The sequence below is a fragment of the Rhodanobacteraceae bacterium genome (genome assembly GCA_024234055.1).
In the GTDB taxonomy this organism is placed as follows: Bacteria; Pseudomonadota; Gammaproteobacteria; order Xanthomonadales; family SZUA-5; genus JADKFD01.
On record JACKOW010000001.1, the window covers coordinates 1 to 15,050 of the forward strand.

A 15,050-nucleotide genomic window follows, 5' to 3' on the forward strand; every position below is an offset into this window, starting at 1 on the left:
TGGATCGGCTGCGCACGCAGGGCGTTCGTCTGGGCGCGGTCGAGCGCTCCGGCCGGCTCTCGCATATCGAGCAACTGGCAAAACTGCCGCTGCACGTGATGCGCTTGCCGGCAGCCGCGCTGCAGGCCATGGAGCCGGAGGTCATCGGACCGATGCTCGAAGTCTGGTACCGGGGACGGCGTGAGCTGATTGCGGAAGATGTGCGAGATCTGACTGCCATTGCCCGCTTCTGGAGCATGGGCTGCGACTACCTGCAGGGCGATTCCCTGGCCGCCGCCAGTCCGCGCCTGGATTTCGATTTCTCGGAGATCAACCTCAGTTGACTGCTCGTTCATCAACAGCGCATAGACTGGCCCGCTGTTTCCATCCTGGACACCCGTCGTGCAGCCATCCTTGATCCCGATTGCGGCCTTCGTCGAAAAGGCCAGGGCCGTGTTGGTCGAGACGCAGCGGCTGATGGCGGCTGACTGGCCCAACGAGCCCACCCAGACCCACCAGGACGATCTGGCCAGCCTGGCCGATTACGCGGGCAATCTCGGGTTGACTGGCGCGCACGCCGCCATACTGGATGTCTATGCCTATGTCGGCGTCTTCGCCGAGGGCGGGCGCTTGCCCAGCGCGGCGCAGCGCGAGGAACTGGCGGCGCTGATCCAGCTCGCGCAGGACCGAGTGCTCGAACAGACCCCTGCGGGGCGGGTGGCGAGCGAATCGGTGGTGTATCTGCTGAGCCCGGGTCTGGGAGAGCCGGCCGGACTTGAAGCCGCACTTAGGCAGCAGAAACTGTTGCTGGTTGCCTTCACCGACACATCGACCTTGACTGACGCGCTGCGTAGCCACTTGCCCGAAGCCCTGTTGGTTGAGGCGCGGCTGGTGGCTGCGGTGGCCGAACTGCTGGACGAACTCGCACTCAGCCAGCCTGATGCCGCGCGCGTGCCGTTGATCGGCGTCGATGGCGGCGATTCGGCAGCGCGCTTGCAGGCCAAGCTCGGCGGCGCCGATCTGGTGCTTGCGCAGCTCGACGGACCATCGGTGGTGGCGCGCATCCAGGAGCTGATGGCACCGGCGAGCGCCGAGCCATTCCGGGTGCTGGTGGTCGATGACGATGTCGATCTGTGTGCCTTCTGCGAGGTCATTCTGGGTCGTGCCGGCATGCAGGTACAAACCACCTCCAGACCCGAGGCCGTGCTCGAACTGGTGCGCAGCTTCAGGCCCGACGCAGTGCTCACCGATCTGTACATGCCAGGCCTTGATGGTCTGAGTCTGACGTCGCAGTTGCGCCAGCAGGTGGATGCCATGGTGCTGCCCATTGTGTTCCTGTCGGCCGAACACAGCGAGCAGGCGCGTTTTCAGGCGATCCAGGCGGGCGGCGATGACTTTCTGACCAAGCCAGTCAGGCCGCGTCTGCTGGTGAGTGCGCTGCGCAGCCGAATCAAGCGCGTGCGTGCGCTCAGCAAGCAACTCAGCCGACGTCCAGGAGATGCTCAGGGGCATATGCGCCGCGGCGCCTTTCTGGAGGAGGTGCGTGGGGTTGCTCAGAGAGCGGGGGTGCAGGAGGTGGCGCTGATGGTGATCCTGGTGGATCAGGCGCGTCCATTGCAGGAGCGATTGAAACTGTCGGTGGCGCACGAGTTGGAGCAGGCCATTGCGCTGCGCCTTTCTCGTCACTTCTCCCCCGGTGACCGCTATTGCCTGATCCAGGAATTCGGCTTTGCAGTGCTGGCTGAACGCAGTCAGCGCGCGGAGTTTCTGCCGCTGGCCGAGGCCTTGCGCGCGAGCGTTCATCAACTGGCGTTCAAGGTCGAAGGCGAAGACCAGACGCTCACTGTCAGCCTCGGACTTTCGCTCGCCAGCAAGGCTGCGCGCAGCGTCGATGACTGGTTGGGAGCAGCCTTCTCGGCTGCCCGCACGGCGAGCCGACTGGGTGGTAATCGCGTCGAAGGCATCCTGTCGGCGTCAGCACACGGCCTGACGCCCGAACGCATTCTGCAGATTCGAGAGCTGCTGCGCGGCGGCGACGCCCTGCGCGGCATGGTCATTGACTACCAGCCCTTGATTCCCCTGCGGGGAACCGAAGCTGGACGCTACGCCATGGTGCTGCATCTGCGCGACCGCCGGCAGCCCCTGTCGGGTATTGAACGATCGGAGTTCGTGCCCATTGCTCGCGAGTTGAAGCTGCAGGGCGCCGTTGACCGCATGGTCATCGAGCGGGCATTGCAGGCACTGGAGGAAAAGCACGGGCCCAACCGCGTCAACGACCTGCTGGTTCCGGTTGATTTCCCTTCCTTCGATCGTGACCAGTTGGTGTGGCTGCATGGCGCCATCACCCAACGCAAATCGCGCGAGCAGCAGCTGACATTGGAGTTTGATGCGTCCTTTCTGATCGAGTCAGCCCACGCCACACGCCTGCTCGACCGGCTGCACGCCTTGGGGCTGCGTACAGGCGCGGTAGAGCGATCCGGCCGTCTGTCACATGTGGCCGAACTGGCCAAGCTGCCGCTGGATGTACTGCGCCTGCCCGCAGACGTGCTGCAAGCCAGTCAGCCCGAGATCATCGGGCCGATGCTGCAACCCTGGTATCGCGAACGCCGTGAGCTGATTCTGGAGCAGGTCAGCGACCTCAACGCCATCGCCCAGTTCTGGAGCATGGGTGCGGACTATCTGCAGGGAGACACCCTCGCCACTGCCGGCCCGCGCCTGGATTTCGACTTCTCCGAGATCAATCTCAGCTGAGGGGGCCGAGAGGTTGCGGCCTGGACGTGCAAGAGCTGGCCGCAAAGGACGCGAAGGAACAGCAGAAAGCACGCGAAGAATTCACGGTTGGCGAAATGCTCTTGGCGGGCAGGCGGCGAGACCCGGATCCTGACCACCTTTCACCTTCACGGCGCCACCAGGGCCGGATCCAGTTTCACGTCAAACCAGTTCAGGCCCCAGTGCAGATGCGGGCCGCTGGCGCGGCCGGTCATGCCGATGGCACCGATCGGATCACCGGTCTTGAGCGTCTGACCCGCTTGTACATCGGTGCGGCTCATGTGGATGTAGACCGAGTTGACGCCGTGGCCGTGGTCGACGATCACCGTCTGCCCGGACAGCAGCATGCCCGGATGCACCAGGGTCACGACCCCGGGTGCCGGCGCCCGGATCTGGGTGCCGGCTGGCGCGGCGATATCCAGACCCATATGCGGGCTGCGGGGCTCGCCGTTGAGGATTCGCTGGCTGCCGTAAACTCCGCTGATGCGTCCCTGCGCCGGGCGCACCCAGGGCAGCAGAAAGTCGCTGCGTGGTTCGTCGCGCTCGCGGGCCTGGGCAATGAGCGCGTTCTCGCGGGCAATCCGGGCCTGTTCGGCGGGATCTGGCGTCACCGTGGCTTGCGGCAAACCGCTGACACGCTCGATGGCGTAATCACGTGCGGCCACCGCCAGGCCCGCGCACCGGGCAGCGGAATCGGCGGCCAGACGCACGCACAGGCTGACACGCCTTTGATCGCGTCCCAGACCAAAGACGAAGCGGCCCTGGGCGTCGACTCGCAGATTGCGTTGATCGACGCTGATCCGCGCCCCGGCTTCGGTCTGGCCGATGACCAGCTGACCCTGGCGCAGCGGTTGTTCCAGAGTGACGCCAGCCGGCGGCGTGGTCGCCTGCGCGGCCGTGACCATGCCCAACAGCAGTGCCAGCGCCAGCGCGCAAGGGCCTCGAAGTCTGGCCCGGCAGCGTGGGTACCGGCGGCTCGGTTCGGCCTCGCGGTTCTCGTGGGTCCGGACTTGTCCGGACGCTCTTGCTCTCGCCCTACCCGATGGCATCCATTGCACTCCGTGCCCCGACAGTCGGCTCATCATGCACGACGATTCGCCGGGCAGCACTGCACGGCACGCGTAGCACGCGGCGGTAACCGCCAAGCCGGCATCAGCGGCCGGCAGCGTCGAGCGTGGTGCTGGCCCATAGTGCCAGGCCCTCCAGGACCAGATTCGGCAGATGCCGGTGCGGCATGCTCAGGTGCGGCGCCAGGGCCGGCATCGAACCACCGGCCAGCAGCAGCTCGACATCGGCACCCACGCCCAGTGCGCCGTGACGGTAGGCGTGGCCGATCAGTGCGGTGCAGGCCAGGCAGGCGCCGCTCCACACAGCATCGTCAGTGTTGCGTGCGAATTCACGCACCCGCACCAGTTCGCCGGTACGGATGCCGGCCGTGCCGCGGTGCAGGGCGTCACGCATCAGCACCGGGCTGGGCACGATCAAGCCGCCCAGGTGCTGACCGCCATCATCAACCATGTCCAGGGTCAGGGCGGTGCCGGCATCGGCCACCAGAAAGGCACCGGAGACCTGGGCGCGGGCGCCGGCCATGGCCAGGAAGCGGTCGCTGCCCAGTGTGGCGGGCTGATCGTAGGCGCTGCGGATGCCAAGCGCCTCCTTGGGCGAAACGAAGACCTGCGTATCCAGGTCCAGGCGCTCGGCGACGGCCTGAATCAATGTCGGACTCAGGCTCAGGGCGGTGGACGACAGCCAGACCGAGCCGGCGCCGGCAGCTGCAGCCCATATCGGCGACAGATCGCCGAGGCCACCGGGCTCATGGGCGACAGCCGCGCCGAACCGCAGTTCGGTGCCATCGCTCAATGCCCATTTGAGGCGGCTGTTTCCCAGATCCAACAGCAGTCTTGGGCTTGTCATGTGCTTCACCATGGTTCAATAGGGGCGGACGCTGACTTCGCCAGCTGACAGCAATCGCAGCTGTCCGTTGATGTCCACACGCAGTCTACCTAGCTCATCGACCCCGAGGGCATGACCGCGCTCAACGCCGGCGCTGCCGCGCCACCAGATCTGCTGCCCACAGAGGCCATCGGCGGCTTGCCATTCCTCGCTGAACGCAGCGAAGCCGGCGGCTTCGAAGCTGCATAGCACGCCCTGGAGTTGCTGCAGCAGCCGGCCGATCAGCAGATTGCGAGAGGGCAGCGGCGATAGCCAGTGCGACAGTTCGGTCCACGGCTGATCCAGATCCTGCGTCGCGCTTTCCGGCAGTTGCAGATTGAGGCCGATGCCGATCAGCAGCCGCGCACCGGTGGGCTGCGTCATCACATCGATCAACACGCCGGCCAGCTTGCGCTGGTCCAGCCAGACATCATTGGGCCATTTCAATCGGGCGTCGATCTGCCAACAGGCCAGCGTGCGACGGATCGCCAGGCCCACCGCCAGCGACAGGCCGGCCAGCTGCGCCGGTGTCTGTGCAGTCGGCCAGACTGCGGTTAGATAGATGGCGGCACCTGGCGGTGATAGCCAGCGGCGCCCATGCTGGCCGCGACCGGCGCGCTGGGCATCGGCGATCACGGCGGCCGGACCGGCATGGCCCTGCATCAGCCGCTCGCGGGCGCGATCCTGGGTCGAATCCAGCTGTTCGTGGATATCCAGTTCAAAGGCGCGAGTGTGCCGGGCAATGGCCTCGGCATCGAGCGGATCAAGGATCTGCATGGATCAGTGTCTGCCCGGTTCAAGGGTCACGACGGCCGAACATTCGCGCCAACAGCCGCGCCTTCTCGAAGCGGTGCTCGGTGCCGGCGCGCAGGCGCGCCAGATTGCTGCGGTGGGTATAGACCAGCAGGGCGGCGGCCGCCACGGCCATGGCGACAAGGCCGGCGCTCAGCGGTGATTGCAGCAGGTACAGCGCGATCGGGAAGCACAGACCGGCCATCACCGTGCTCAACCCTACATAGCCGCTGCTGATCAGCACCAGCAACCACACGGCCAGCATCGCCAGCGCCACCATCGGAAACATCCACAGCACCACGCCGATCAGGGTGCCGGCGCCCTTGCCGCCGCGGAATCCGTGGTACAGCGGGTAGCAGTGGCCAACCGCCGCGGCCAGCCCGCAGGCCAGCTGGGTTTCGGTCAAGCCCAGCGGCGAGTCGGCGATCGCCAGCGGTGCAATCAGCGCCGCCGCCAGCACACCCTTGCCGAAATCGATCAGCGCGGTGCCCAGTGCGAACAGCTTGCCCTGGGTGCGCAGTGCATTGGTGGCACCGGCATTGCCGCTGCCAGCGGTTCGGATATCGACGCCGCGCAGCCGTCCGAGCAGCAGGCTGCCGACCACGCTGCCGAGCAGATAACTGGCCAGCAGCTTGGCCAACAGCACGATCACGACTCAGCGACCCATTGCAGGCCCACCACCAGCGAACCCGGCCCGGCGTGCACGCCGATGGCCGGCCCGGTTTCCACCACCCAGACCTTGCCCAGCGTGGGTAGGGCCTGGCGCATGACCGCAGCCAGATTGGCGGCGTCGTCGGCCGCATCGCAATGGCCCACCACCGCACGACAGCTGAGATGCGCGGGCAGCCGTCGCGCGATCACCGCCGCAAAGCGCTCGATCAGGCGCTGGCGACCGATCAGCGCCGAGAATGGTCGCACCAGCCCGTCCTTGTCGGCGATCAGCACGGTCAGGCCGAACCAGCGCGCTATGCGCTCGGCGACAGCCGGCATGCGACCGCCCTGTACGCCGTAGCGCAGATCCCGGATGAGGGCGAAAGTGCGGGTGCGGGTCATGGCGTCGCGTGCGGCGGCCAGGACGGCATCGGCATCGCCGCCGGCTTGCGCGCATTCGGCCGCCACCATCGTGATCAGGCCTTGACCGGCTGAGGCATTGCGGGTGTCAAGCACGCTGATGCGCTCGCGTCCACTGTCCTTTGCTGCGGTCTGTGCGGCCTGGAAGGTGCCCGACAGCCGGCTCGACAGCTCGACCGAGACCAGTCGCTCGCAATGCGCCAGCACCAGATCGTAGGCGCGGCGGAAATCGCCGGGCGGTGGCTGTGAGGTTTGTGGTGGCTTCGGGTTCTGGCGCAGTCGGGCGTAGAGTTCGCGCGGCGACAGCGTGATGCGATCCAGATAGTCGTCATCGCCGAAGTTCACTCGAACCGGAACGATGGTGATGCCCAGACGTTCAGCCTCGACCGCCGGCACGTCGCCGGCGGAATCGGTGACGATGCGCACGCGCTGGAAGGGTGCCGCCCGCATCCGGGCCTGCGCCTGCATGTCGTCGGCCTTGCGCTGGGCCACGGTGCCGAGGCCCGAGAGCATCTCGAACAGCTGGTTGGGGCGATCAATGTGCGCATGCACCCGCACCCGCTCGCGGCCTCCGGCGACCACCAGGGAGTCCAGGGCCAGTTGCGTCAAGGCCCCGCGAACCCGGGTCAGATCCAGATCGCTGCCGGTGAGCACGCATTCGGTGCAATAGCGGTACTGACTGGCGCATTCGACCGCCTCCAGATGCACTTCGTCGTGCACGCAGCCATCATGCTCGCGGGCGTCGGGGGCCACTCGCAGCGCGCTGCGGCCGCGCTCGATGAAGTCCTGAACGCCTTCGAGGAAATCGACGAAGCCGGCGGCGCCGGCATCGACCACCCCAGCGGCGCGCAGCACCGGCAACTGATTGGGCGTATTCGCCAAAGATTGGCGAGCTCGCTCAAGTGCATGTCTGAACATCAGCGCCAGATCGGCCACGCCCAACTCGACCTGACGCTTGAGTTCGCTGGCGAAATCGGTAATGACGCTCAGCATCGTGCCTTCGCGCGGCTCCGCCAGACAGGCACGGGCCGCCAGTGCCGCGTTGTTGGCGGCCCCCGCCAGATCGGCCGCGCCGGCATCCCGGCAGCGCCCAAGGCCGTCTGCAAGTCCTTGAAAGAACTGGGCCAGTATGGCGCCGGAATTGCCGCGGGCACCGTCGATGGCTTCGCGGGCAACGCCGCCCAGTACCGTGCTGACGTCCGCGCCGCGCAGCCGGCGCACGGTCTTCAGCACGGCGACCATGGTGAAGGCGAGATTGGTGCCGGTATCGCCGTCGGGCACCGGGAACACGTTGATGCGGTTGAGGTCGTCGCGCTTGGACAGCACCCGACCGGCGCCGGCAATGAGCGCGCCCTTGAGGCCGGCGCCGCTGAGCCGATCCAGCGCCTTTGAAGTGGGCCATTCGATGATTGCTTGCATAGACTGCCGAGCATAAGGGGCGCAGGCGCCGTGGTCGTGCTGCGCTGCAGCGTGTCCGCCACCGGACACCTCGGTGTACGCCAGCGGACGCGTCTTGTTGCGCCGGCTACACTTCGGCGCGCCAACGGGGCATTTCAGGGCGTGACGACGCATTCTCCACGGCTTGGGGATCATTCTTGCGTCTGGCACGAATTGTGCTCGAACGTACCCGAGCACGAGGCTCGAAGAGGTGGATCATGAACTCCAAACGCATGCGCTTCAGCATTCTGGTACTGGCGGTCTACGCCGTGCTCGGCGTGGTGGGCGTCTTCAGTCAGGCGCAGTCTCCGGGCGATGCCGACTGTATTCCGAACCTGGCCGAAATGGTGGCACCGTCGGAACGTGGGATCGGCAGTTCAGGCGGTGATGTTTCCGCCGAGCAAAGCCTGCAGTGGCACTCGTTCCTGCCGGGATCCTTCCGCTGAGGCTGAATCGGCCGTTCTTGTCCGGGCGTGGCCGCGGCAATCGCACCACGCCCTGCCGCCGCAGCGGGCGCGATGGGTAAGCACTGCCAGTGCGTTCCCTTGCGGATCCCTCCATCCGCCAGACCCTGTTGCTGCTCCCTCATCCCTGATTCCTGGTGTCGCGGCGCTCGCCGCGGCTGAAGTCGGTATTTTCGGCGACAGCGTTCGAGCCAGCGACGCCAGTGCTAGCCCGCATTTCTCACACCTGCGCGCTAGACGCCCCGTCAATTTCGACCCGACATGCCCAATTTGACCGTTTGCGCTTGCCGCTGTCATGGGCTTGGGTTATATAGCTCGGCTTGCTTTCCGGCGCCCCGGTCGGCGGCTACTGTGATCGGCGCGATCCGAAGTAGAGGAGAGACATAGGAAAATGGCGACCACCAAGGCGAAACCCAAGGCAGCCAAGCCCAGCGTTGCTGCTGTAAAGGCCGCAAAATCGAAACAGAACAAGAGCTTGCCCGAATGGGTGAGCGCAGCAGACCAGACCCTGCCCAAGGGTTATGTGCCCAAGCTCGAATTGCCGCCGGGTTATCGCCCGAGCAGTTCCGAAGAGTACATGTCCCCGGAGCACCTGGAGTATTTCCGTCGCAAGCTTTCGATCTGGCGGCATGAATTGATCGAGGAGTCGCAGCAGACCATCGAGAATCTGCGCGACGAAGTCCGAGATGTCGGTGACGAGGCCGAGCGGGCTACCCGTGAAACCGAGAATTCCCTGGAATTGCGCACCCGCGATCGCTACCGCAAGTTGATCGGCAAGATCGACAAGGCCATCAAGCGCATCGACGATGGGCGCTACGGCTATTGCGAGGAAACCGACGAGGAAATCGGCCTGGAACGGCTAGAGGCTCGTCCGATCGCCACGCTGTGTCTGGATGCCCAGGAACGCTGGGAACACCGTCAGCGGCAGATGGGCGACTGATTGCTGCGGTGGGCCGTGACGGGCGCCTGTGCTTGCAAGGGGCGCGGCGCCCGATCTTTGCTTCAGTGGCATGGGGTGCACGCTCGCGTTGCGCTCACTCCAGCGGCAGAACCTTCAGCATCGCCGCCAGTTGTTCCCGTCTGGTCGCCAATTCCCGCGTGTCCTCAGCCACGGGCGACACCGCCTTTCGGAGCCAGGAACGCATTTTCAAACGTTGTTCCGGGCCCAGGAAATATGGGCTCAGGCCAAGCACTTCGGCCAGCAGGGCCAGCGCGACAGCGGACATGTCCTGCAGGCTGAAGGCTTCGTATCCGCGCTTGAGGCGGGTCAGGCGTTCGCCACGGGTCTGGGTGGACTGCAGCGCGTAGCGTGTACCACCAAAACGCCCGAACAGGCCGCCCGACAGTCGATGCACGATTCCCAGGCGCTCGAAGCCGTCGAGCAGATCGCCGCGCACGGACCACATCCGACGTCGCAGCCGCGCCACCGCTTTCTCCGGCGCCAGTCGGGCATCCCCCAGGGCATGCGCAGCCTCAGTCAGCAGGCGATGCGATTGTGGCAGCGGGTCCACCATTCGAAAGTCGCCATCGTCCAGTACCACCGCGCCGCGCACGATCAAGTCGAGCAGCAGCGCCCGCGCCAGTGAATCTCGACTGGTCGCATGCTTGCCATCGCCCACCAGGCCGCCAACCGGATCGATGGTCAGGATCAGCAGATCTTCGGCCAGCAGCATTGGCACGGGAGGGGCTCAGCTCAAAGTGGCGCGGGCGTACTCGCGAATCCTGGCCAGCATCGCAGCCAGGCCATTCTTTCGAGTCGGAGACAGGTGTCCGGACAAGCCAATACCTTCCACGAACTCGGGCTCGGTATCGGCGATCTCCCTGGCGCTGCGCCCGGAATAGACGCGCAGAACCAGTGCGATCAGGCCGCGGACAATGGCCGAATCACTGGTCGCGACAAAGTTCAGCTGATCGGCCGAACCCTCCGGTTTGAGCCACACCATGGACTGGCAACCCAGCACCCGCCAATGCTCGGTGCGGTCCGCCTCCGGGTACTCCGGCAGCTGCTTGCCGAGATCGATCAGATACTGGTAGCGCTCGGACCAGTCACCGAACAGGGCGAATTCATCGACGATGTCTTGTTGGCGGGAGTCCATGGGGAATCAGCGAAAGCGGGGCACGGGGCAGGGGGCAGGGGGCACGGGCGCAAGAAGACCGCCAGCGATAGCCTCGGACTGGAGTGCGCGCAACAAGCCGCGGGCCTTGAGTCTTTCCCGTGCCCCGTGCCCCGTGTCTCGTGTCCCGCTCTTCGTCACAGCAACAACCTCCGAATATCACCCAGCTGTTGTGCCAGATAGCTCGTGAAGCGCGCGGCTTCGGCGCCGTCGATGACGCGGTGGTCGTAGCTCAAGGACAGCGGCAGCATCAGCCGTGGGCTGAAGTCCTTGCCGTTCCAGACCGGTTTGGTAGTGCTCTTGCTGACGCCGAGGATGGCCACTTCCGGCGCATTGATGATCGGTGTGAACGCGCTGCCGCCGATGCCGCCCAGGGAACTGATCGAAAAGCACCCTCCCTGCATGTCGGCCGGGCCCATCTTGCGCTCGCGCGCCTTGGCCGACATCACGCCCAGGTCCTTGGCCAGTTCGACCAGGCCCTTCTGGTCACAGTCGCGGATCACCGGCACCACCAGGCCATCGGGGGTGTCGACGGCAATGCCGATGTGGAAATACTGCTTGAGCACCAGGTTCTCGCCGCTGGCATCGAGCGAGGCATTGAAACTCGGGAAGCGCTTCAGCGCGGCCACGACAGCCTTGATCAGGAACACCAGGGGCGTGACCTTGAGCTCCTTGTTTTCCTCCGCCAGACGCTTGCGGAACGCCTCCATCTCGGTGATGTCAGCTTCGTCAAACTGGGTGACGTGCGGAATCATGGCCCAGTTGCGGGCCAGATTGGCCCCGGAAATCTTCTTGATCCGAGACAGCGCCTGGGTTTCCACAGGCCCGAACTTGGAGAAATCCACCTGCGGCCAGGGCAGCAGATTGAGTCCGTTGCCGGCACTGGCGCGCGCCGGCGCGCTGGCTGGCGCCGCCAGCGCCGCCTTCACATAGGCCTGCACGTCTTCGCGCGTGATCCGACCCTTGCGGCCGCTGCCGCTGACCCGGGTCAGATCGACCCCGAGTTCGCGCGCAAACAGGCGTACACCCGGACTGGCATGGGGGCGCTCGGCCGGCGGCAGTTCGCTCGCCGAGGCGCTCACCGCGGCCGCTTCAAAGGCGGATCTGGCAGCAGGGGCCGGTGCCCGCGATGAGGCGGGGACGGGCGATGCATCGGGTGTCGGTTTCGGAGCCGGGCCCGCATCCGCAGCCGAGGACTTGTCGGCGGAATTGTCGGGCTGGTCTGCGGTCTTGACCGCAGGCCTGTCTGGCGACTTGCCTGCGGACGTGTCGGACGTCTCCGATTCGCTGGCTTCGGTTTCGATCAATGCCACCAGATCACCTTCCGACAAGGTGTCGTCGACCTTGACCTTGAGCTCGATGATCTTGCCGGCGGCGGGCGAGGGCACCTCCATCGTCGCCTTGTCCGACTCCAGGGAGATCAAGCCCTGGTCGAGTTTGACCACGTCGCCGGCCTTCACCAGCAGCTCGATCACAGGAACGTCTTGATAGTTACCGATATCCGGTACTTTGGCTTCGATGGTGGCCATGTGCTCTCCCGACGGCGCTTGCAGCTGGGCTCGACAATACAGGAGCCGGCGCCCGACTTTGGAGTCGGCGCGGCCCCCCGATCGACAATGCGGGCACGAGGCGATCGTGCCGAGACGCGATCGCCGCGCCCCGGCATGAAGGGTTCAGAAGCGCACGACGCCCGAAGCGGAGTAGCTGTCTACATTGTCGGACCAGTCGGCGGCCAGATCGATCTGGAAGCGCGGAAAGGCCCAGCCCAGGCCCAGCGTGTAGTGCATCTCGTCGCTGCCGCTGCGGAAGAAGGCGCGATCCACATCGACATTGGGGTCATCCAACGGACCGGTAGCTACCAGCGCGTGATCCGGTTCCCGCCAGAGCCCGCCGCGTAGCGAGAAGGGAGTGGCGAACTGCGTGAATACGTATTCACCACCGAGGCGGACCTCGGTGCCGTCGCTGGACTTCAATACCGTGGCGGAATTGAAGATGTCGTCATAACTGTCGGTCAGCCGGCTGTAGGACACCCGGTTGACGTCCAGCGCCAGCGCGAAGTTGTCGGTCGGCCGCCAACTGACGCCCAGGCCGAAGACATGCGGCACGTCAAAGCCGGTATCGACCACGATCAGTGGATTGCCGTTGGTATCGAAGTTGCCGGCGCGATACTTGAAGCTGCCGCCGCGGCGATAGGCGGCGCCCACCGACCAGCGATCGTTGACCGTCCACAGTGCGCCGACGGTGTAGGTGATGTCCGAGTCATCGCCGCGCTGCAGCTGGATGTTCTGTCCGGCTCGGATGGTGTCGGACTTCAGATCGAACTGCGAATAGACCAGGCCGATACCCATCGAGAGGTGCTCGTTGAAGCGATAGGCGCCGGTCACGCCGTAATTGACCAGATCGCTCTCCAGCCGGGTGGCCTTGGTCGGCAGATTGGCGATCTGGGTGCCGCCCGAATCCAGTACGGCGATGTCGTTCTGCAGATATTGCAGATCGAAGGCCAGCGGCTGATGCCGGTAGGCGGCCAGTGCCCAGCCGTCGCCGGCGTAGGTATAGGACAGGAAGGAGAGCGAGTCGTTGTTGCTGTCGGCGCTCGCGCTGCCCAGATCGCTGCCGTCGAAGGGCGTCGTGCGGAAACTGCCGCCTGAACTGAAAGGCGTGCTGAAATCGGTGTGGCGGTATTCGACGGCAATCTCTGACGCCGCCAGAATCGTCAATCCGGCCGGATTGGTGTAGGCGGCCGTGGCGTCATCGGCGAGGCCGAGGAAGGCGCCGCCCATGCCCAGCGCGCGGGCACCCGGATTGGCAAAATTGAACTGGATACCGGCATTGACCTCGTCCGAGGTGATGGCCGGGGCTTGGCTGGCCAGCAGGCTCGCGGCCAGGGCCAGGCAAAGTCGTGTAAGGCGCATGCGTAGACTCCCGACAAAAAGTTAACAGAAGGTGAAGTTTGCATCCTGCTCTCGGCCCTGTAAACGGACAGAAGTCAGGGAGGGGGCCGCGTTCACGCAAGAAGCGGAGAATGCAGAGCAGCGGCGCATTCGGCCTGTGCGGGTACTTTGCCATCAGCCTGCCCGCCGGCTTTTCGCATTACAGGCGTCAGCGCCGTTATGCTCTGGGCCCCCGACTTTTGGACGGCCTGCCGCCATGTTCTCGCGCTCGATGACCATTGCCGATCTGGATCCCGAACTTGCCGCCTCGATGGTGGCCGAACGTCAGCGCCAGGAAGATCATGTCGAACTGATCGCGTCGGAGAACTATGCCAGCCCGCGGGTGCTGGAGGCACAGGGCTCGGTGCTGACCAACAAGTACGCCGAAGGCTACCCGGGCAAGCGTTATTACGGGGGCTGCGAGTACGTGGACGTAGCCGAGCGCCTGGCCATCGAACGCGCCAAACAGCTGTTCGGGTGTGACTACGCCAATGTGCAGCCACATGCCGGTTCACAGGCCAATGCCGCGGTCTTTCTGGCCCTGCTCAATCCTGGCGACACCATCCTCGGCATGAGTCTGGCGCACGGCGGTCACCTGACCCATGGGGCCAAGGTCAATTTTTCCGGCAAGCTCTTCAACGCCGTCCAGTACGGCCTGGATCCGGTCAGCGAGCAGATCGACTACGTCGAGATGGAACGGTTGGCGCAGGAACACAAGCCGAAGATGCTGATCGGTGGCTTTTCGGCCTACTCCCAGGTGGTCGACTGGGCGCGCATGGCGGCGATCGCCAAGTCGGTGGATGCCCTGTTCGTGGTCGATATGGCCCACATTGCCGGACTGGTGGCCGCTGGCGTCTATCCGAGTCCGATTCCACACGCCGACGTGGTCACCAGCACCACCCACAAGACCCTGCGTGGCCCGCGCGGCGGCGTGATTCTGGCCAAGGCCAACCCGGAGATCGAAAAGAAGCTGCAGTCGATGGTGTTTCCGGGCACACAAGGCGGTCCATTGATGCATGTGATCGCGGCCAAGGCCGTGGCTTTCCTCGAAGCCCTGCAGCCCGAGTTCAAGGCCTACCAGACTCAGGTCGTGGTCAACGCCAAGGCCATGGCCGAGGTCCTGATCGGGCGCGGCTACAAGATTGTTTCCAGCGGCACCGAGAACCATCTGTTCCTGCTCAGTCTGGTCGGCAAGGAACTGACCGGCAAGGATGCAGAGGCGGCGCTGGGCGCAGCCCACATCACGGTCAACAAGAACGCGGTCCCGGGTGACCCGCGCTCGCCCTTCATCACCTCCGGCCTGCGCCTGGGTACCCCCGCCATCACCACCCGCGGCTACGACGAGCACGAAGCCCGCATTCTGGCCGGCTGGATCGCCGACATCCTCGACGCCCCCACCGACGAAGCCGTGATTGCCCGCGTGCGCGCCGCCGTGACCGAGCAGTGCCGGCGGTTTCCGGTGTATGGGTGAAGCAGCGATAAAACGTAAAATGGAAAACGTCAATTTGACTCCGCAAGTCTGTAACTCCGTCGCGACAAGCCGCGCCAAGCGCCGCGCTTGC

Annotated in this window: 14 protein-coding genes; 5 read left to right on the forward strand and 9 right to left on the reverse strand. The window is 65.3% G+C overall.

Annotated features, from left to right (window positions below; translation table 11 throughout):
- Together H7A19_00005 and H7A19_00010 are read left to right on the forward strand one after the other, a co-directional pair.
- Positions 1-323: EAL domain-containing protein (locus H7A19_00005; protein MCP5473210.1), on the forward strand; the 323-nt coding region annotated here is incomplete at its 5' end.
- 58 nt (positions 324-381) lie between these two features.
- Positions 382-2,730, forward strand: a complete 2,349-nt coding sequence (locus H7A19_00010) for a response regulator (GenBank protein ID MCP5473211.1) — start codon at positions 382-384, stop codon at positions 2,728-2,730.
- A gap of 146 nt (positions 2,731-2,876) precedes the next feature.
- Here the strand turns inward: H7A19_00010 and H7A19_00015 are convergent, their stop codons facing one another.
- The 5 genes from H7A19_00015 to H7A19_00035 form a co-directional block, all read right to left on the reverse strand.
- A complete protein-coding gene (locus H7A19_00015) occupies positions 2,877-3,653 on the reverse strand; it encodes a M23 family metallopeptidase (protein ID MCP5473212.1) in 777 nt (258 codons plus the stop codon).
- Positions 3,654-3,900: 247 nt separating this feature from the next.
- Complete coding sequence (locus H7A19_00020; protein MCP5473213.1) at positions 3,901-4,662, reverse strand: type III pantothenate kinase; 762 nt, start codon at positions 4,660-4,662, stop codon at positions 3,901-3,903.
- 15 nt (positions 4,663-4,677) lie between these two features.
- On the reverse strand, positions 4,678-5,457 hold the full coding sequence (locus tag H7A19_00025; GenBank protein ID MCP5473214.1) for a biotin--[acetyl-CoA-carboxylase] ligase: 780 nt from the start codon (positions 5,455-5,457) through the stop codon (positions 4,678-4,680).
- A 19-nt stretch (positions 5,458-5,476) separates the two neighbouring features.
- Positions 5,477-6,124 carry a glycerol-3-phosphate 1-O-acyltransferase PlsY gene (gene plsY / locus H7A19_00030; GenBank protein ID MCP5473215.1) on the reverse strand — a complete coding sequence of 216 codons (648 nt, stop codon included), beginning with the start codon at positions 6,122-6,124 and terminating at the stop codon, positions 5,477-5,479.
- The gene (locus H7A19_00035) at positions 6,121-7,962 is read right to left on the reverse strand and encodes a DegV family EDD domain-containing protein (GenBank protein MCP5473216.1); all 1,842 of its coding nucleotides are present in this window, start codon (positions 7,960-7,962) and stop codon (positions 6,121-6,123) included. The genes plsY and H7A19_00035 overlap by 4 nt, the downstream gene beginning before the upstream one ends.
- A gap of 236 nt (positions 7,963-8,198) precedes the next feature.
- Between H7A19_00035 and H7A19_00040 the strand changes: the two genes are divergently transcribed.
- Positions 8,199-8,426 (forward strand): hypothetical protein, encoded by a 228-nt coding sequence (locus tag H7A19_00040; protein MCP5473217.1) that lies wholly within the window; start codon positions 8,199-8,201, stop codon positions 8,424-8,426.
- A gap of 595 nt (positions 8,427-9,021) precedes the next feature.
- Complete coding sequence (gene dksA, locus H7A19_00045) at positions 9,022-9,384, forward strand: RNA polymerase-binding protein DksA (protein ID MCP5473218.1); 363 nt, start codon at positions 9,022-9,024, stop codon at positions 9,382-9,384.
- A 94-nt stretch (positions 9,385-9,478) separates the two neighbouring features.
- Here the strand turns inward: dksA and H7A19_00050 are convergent, their stop codons facing one another.
- The 4 genes from H7A19_00050 to H7A19_00065 form a co-directional block, all read right to left on the reverse strand.
- Positions 9,479-10,123 (reverse strand): GPP34 family phosphoprotein, encoded by a 645-nt coding sequence (locus tag H7A19_00050; protein ID MCP5473219.1) that lies wholly within the window; start codon positions 10,121-10,123, stop codon positions 9,479-9,481.
- Positions 10,124-10,132: 9 nt separating this feature from the next.
- The gene (locus H7A19_00055; protein MCP5473220.1) at positions 10,133-10,540 is read right to left on the reverse strand and encodes a SufE family protein; all 408 of its coding nucleotides are present in this window, start codon (positions 10,538-10,540) and stop codon (positions 10,133-10,135) included.
- 155 nt (positions 10,541-10,695) lie between these two features.
- Complete coding sequence (locus H7A19_00060; protein ID MCP5473221.1) at positions 10,696-12,087, reverse strand: dihydrolipoyllysine-residue acetyltransferase; 1,392 nt, start codon at positions 12,085-12,087, stop codon at positions 10,696-10,698.
- Between the two features lie 144 nt (positions 12,088-12,231).
- Positions 12,232-13,470 (reverse strand): outer membrane protein transport protein, encoded by a 1,239-nt coding sequence (locus H7A19_00065; GenBank protein ID MCP5473222.1) that lies wholly within the window; start codon positions 13,468-13,470, stop codon positions 12,232-12,234.
- Between the two features lie 235 nt (positions 13,471-13,705).
- On the opposite strand from H7A19_00065, the gene H7A19_00070 reads away from it, so the two are divergent.
- Complete coding sequence (locus tag H7A19_00070) at positions 13,706-14,959, forward strand: serine hydroxymethyltransferase (protein MCP5473223.1); 1,254 nt, start codon at positions 13,706-13,708, stop codon at positions 14,957-14,959.
- Positions 14,960-15,050 lie beyond the last annotated feature (91 nt).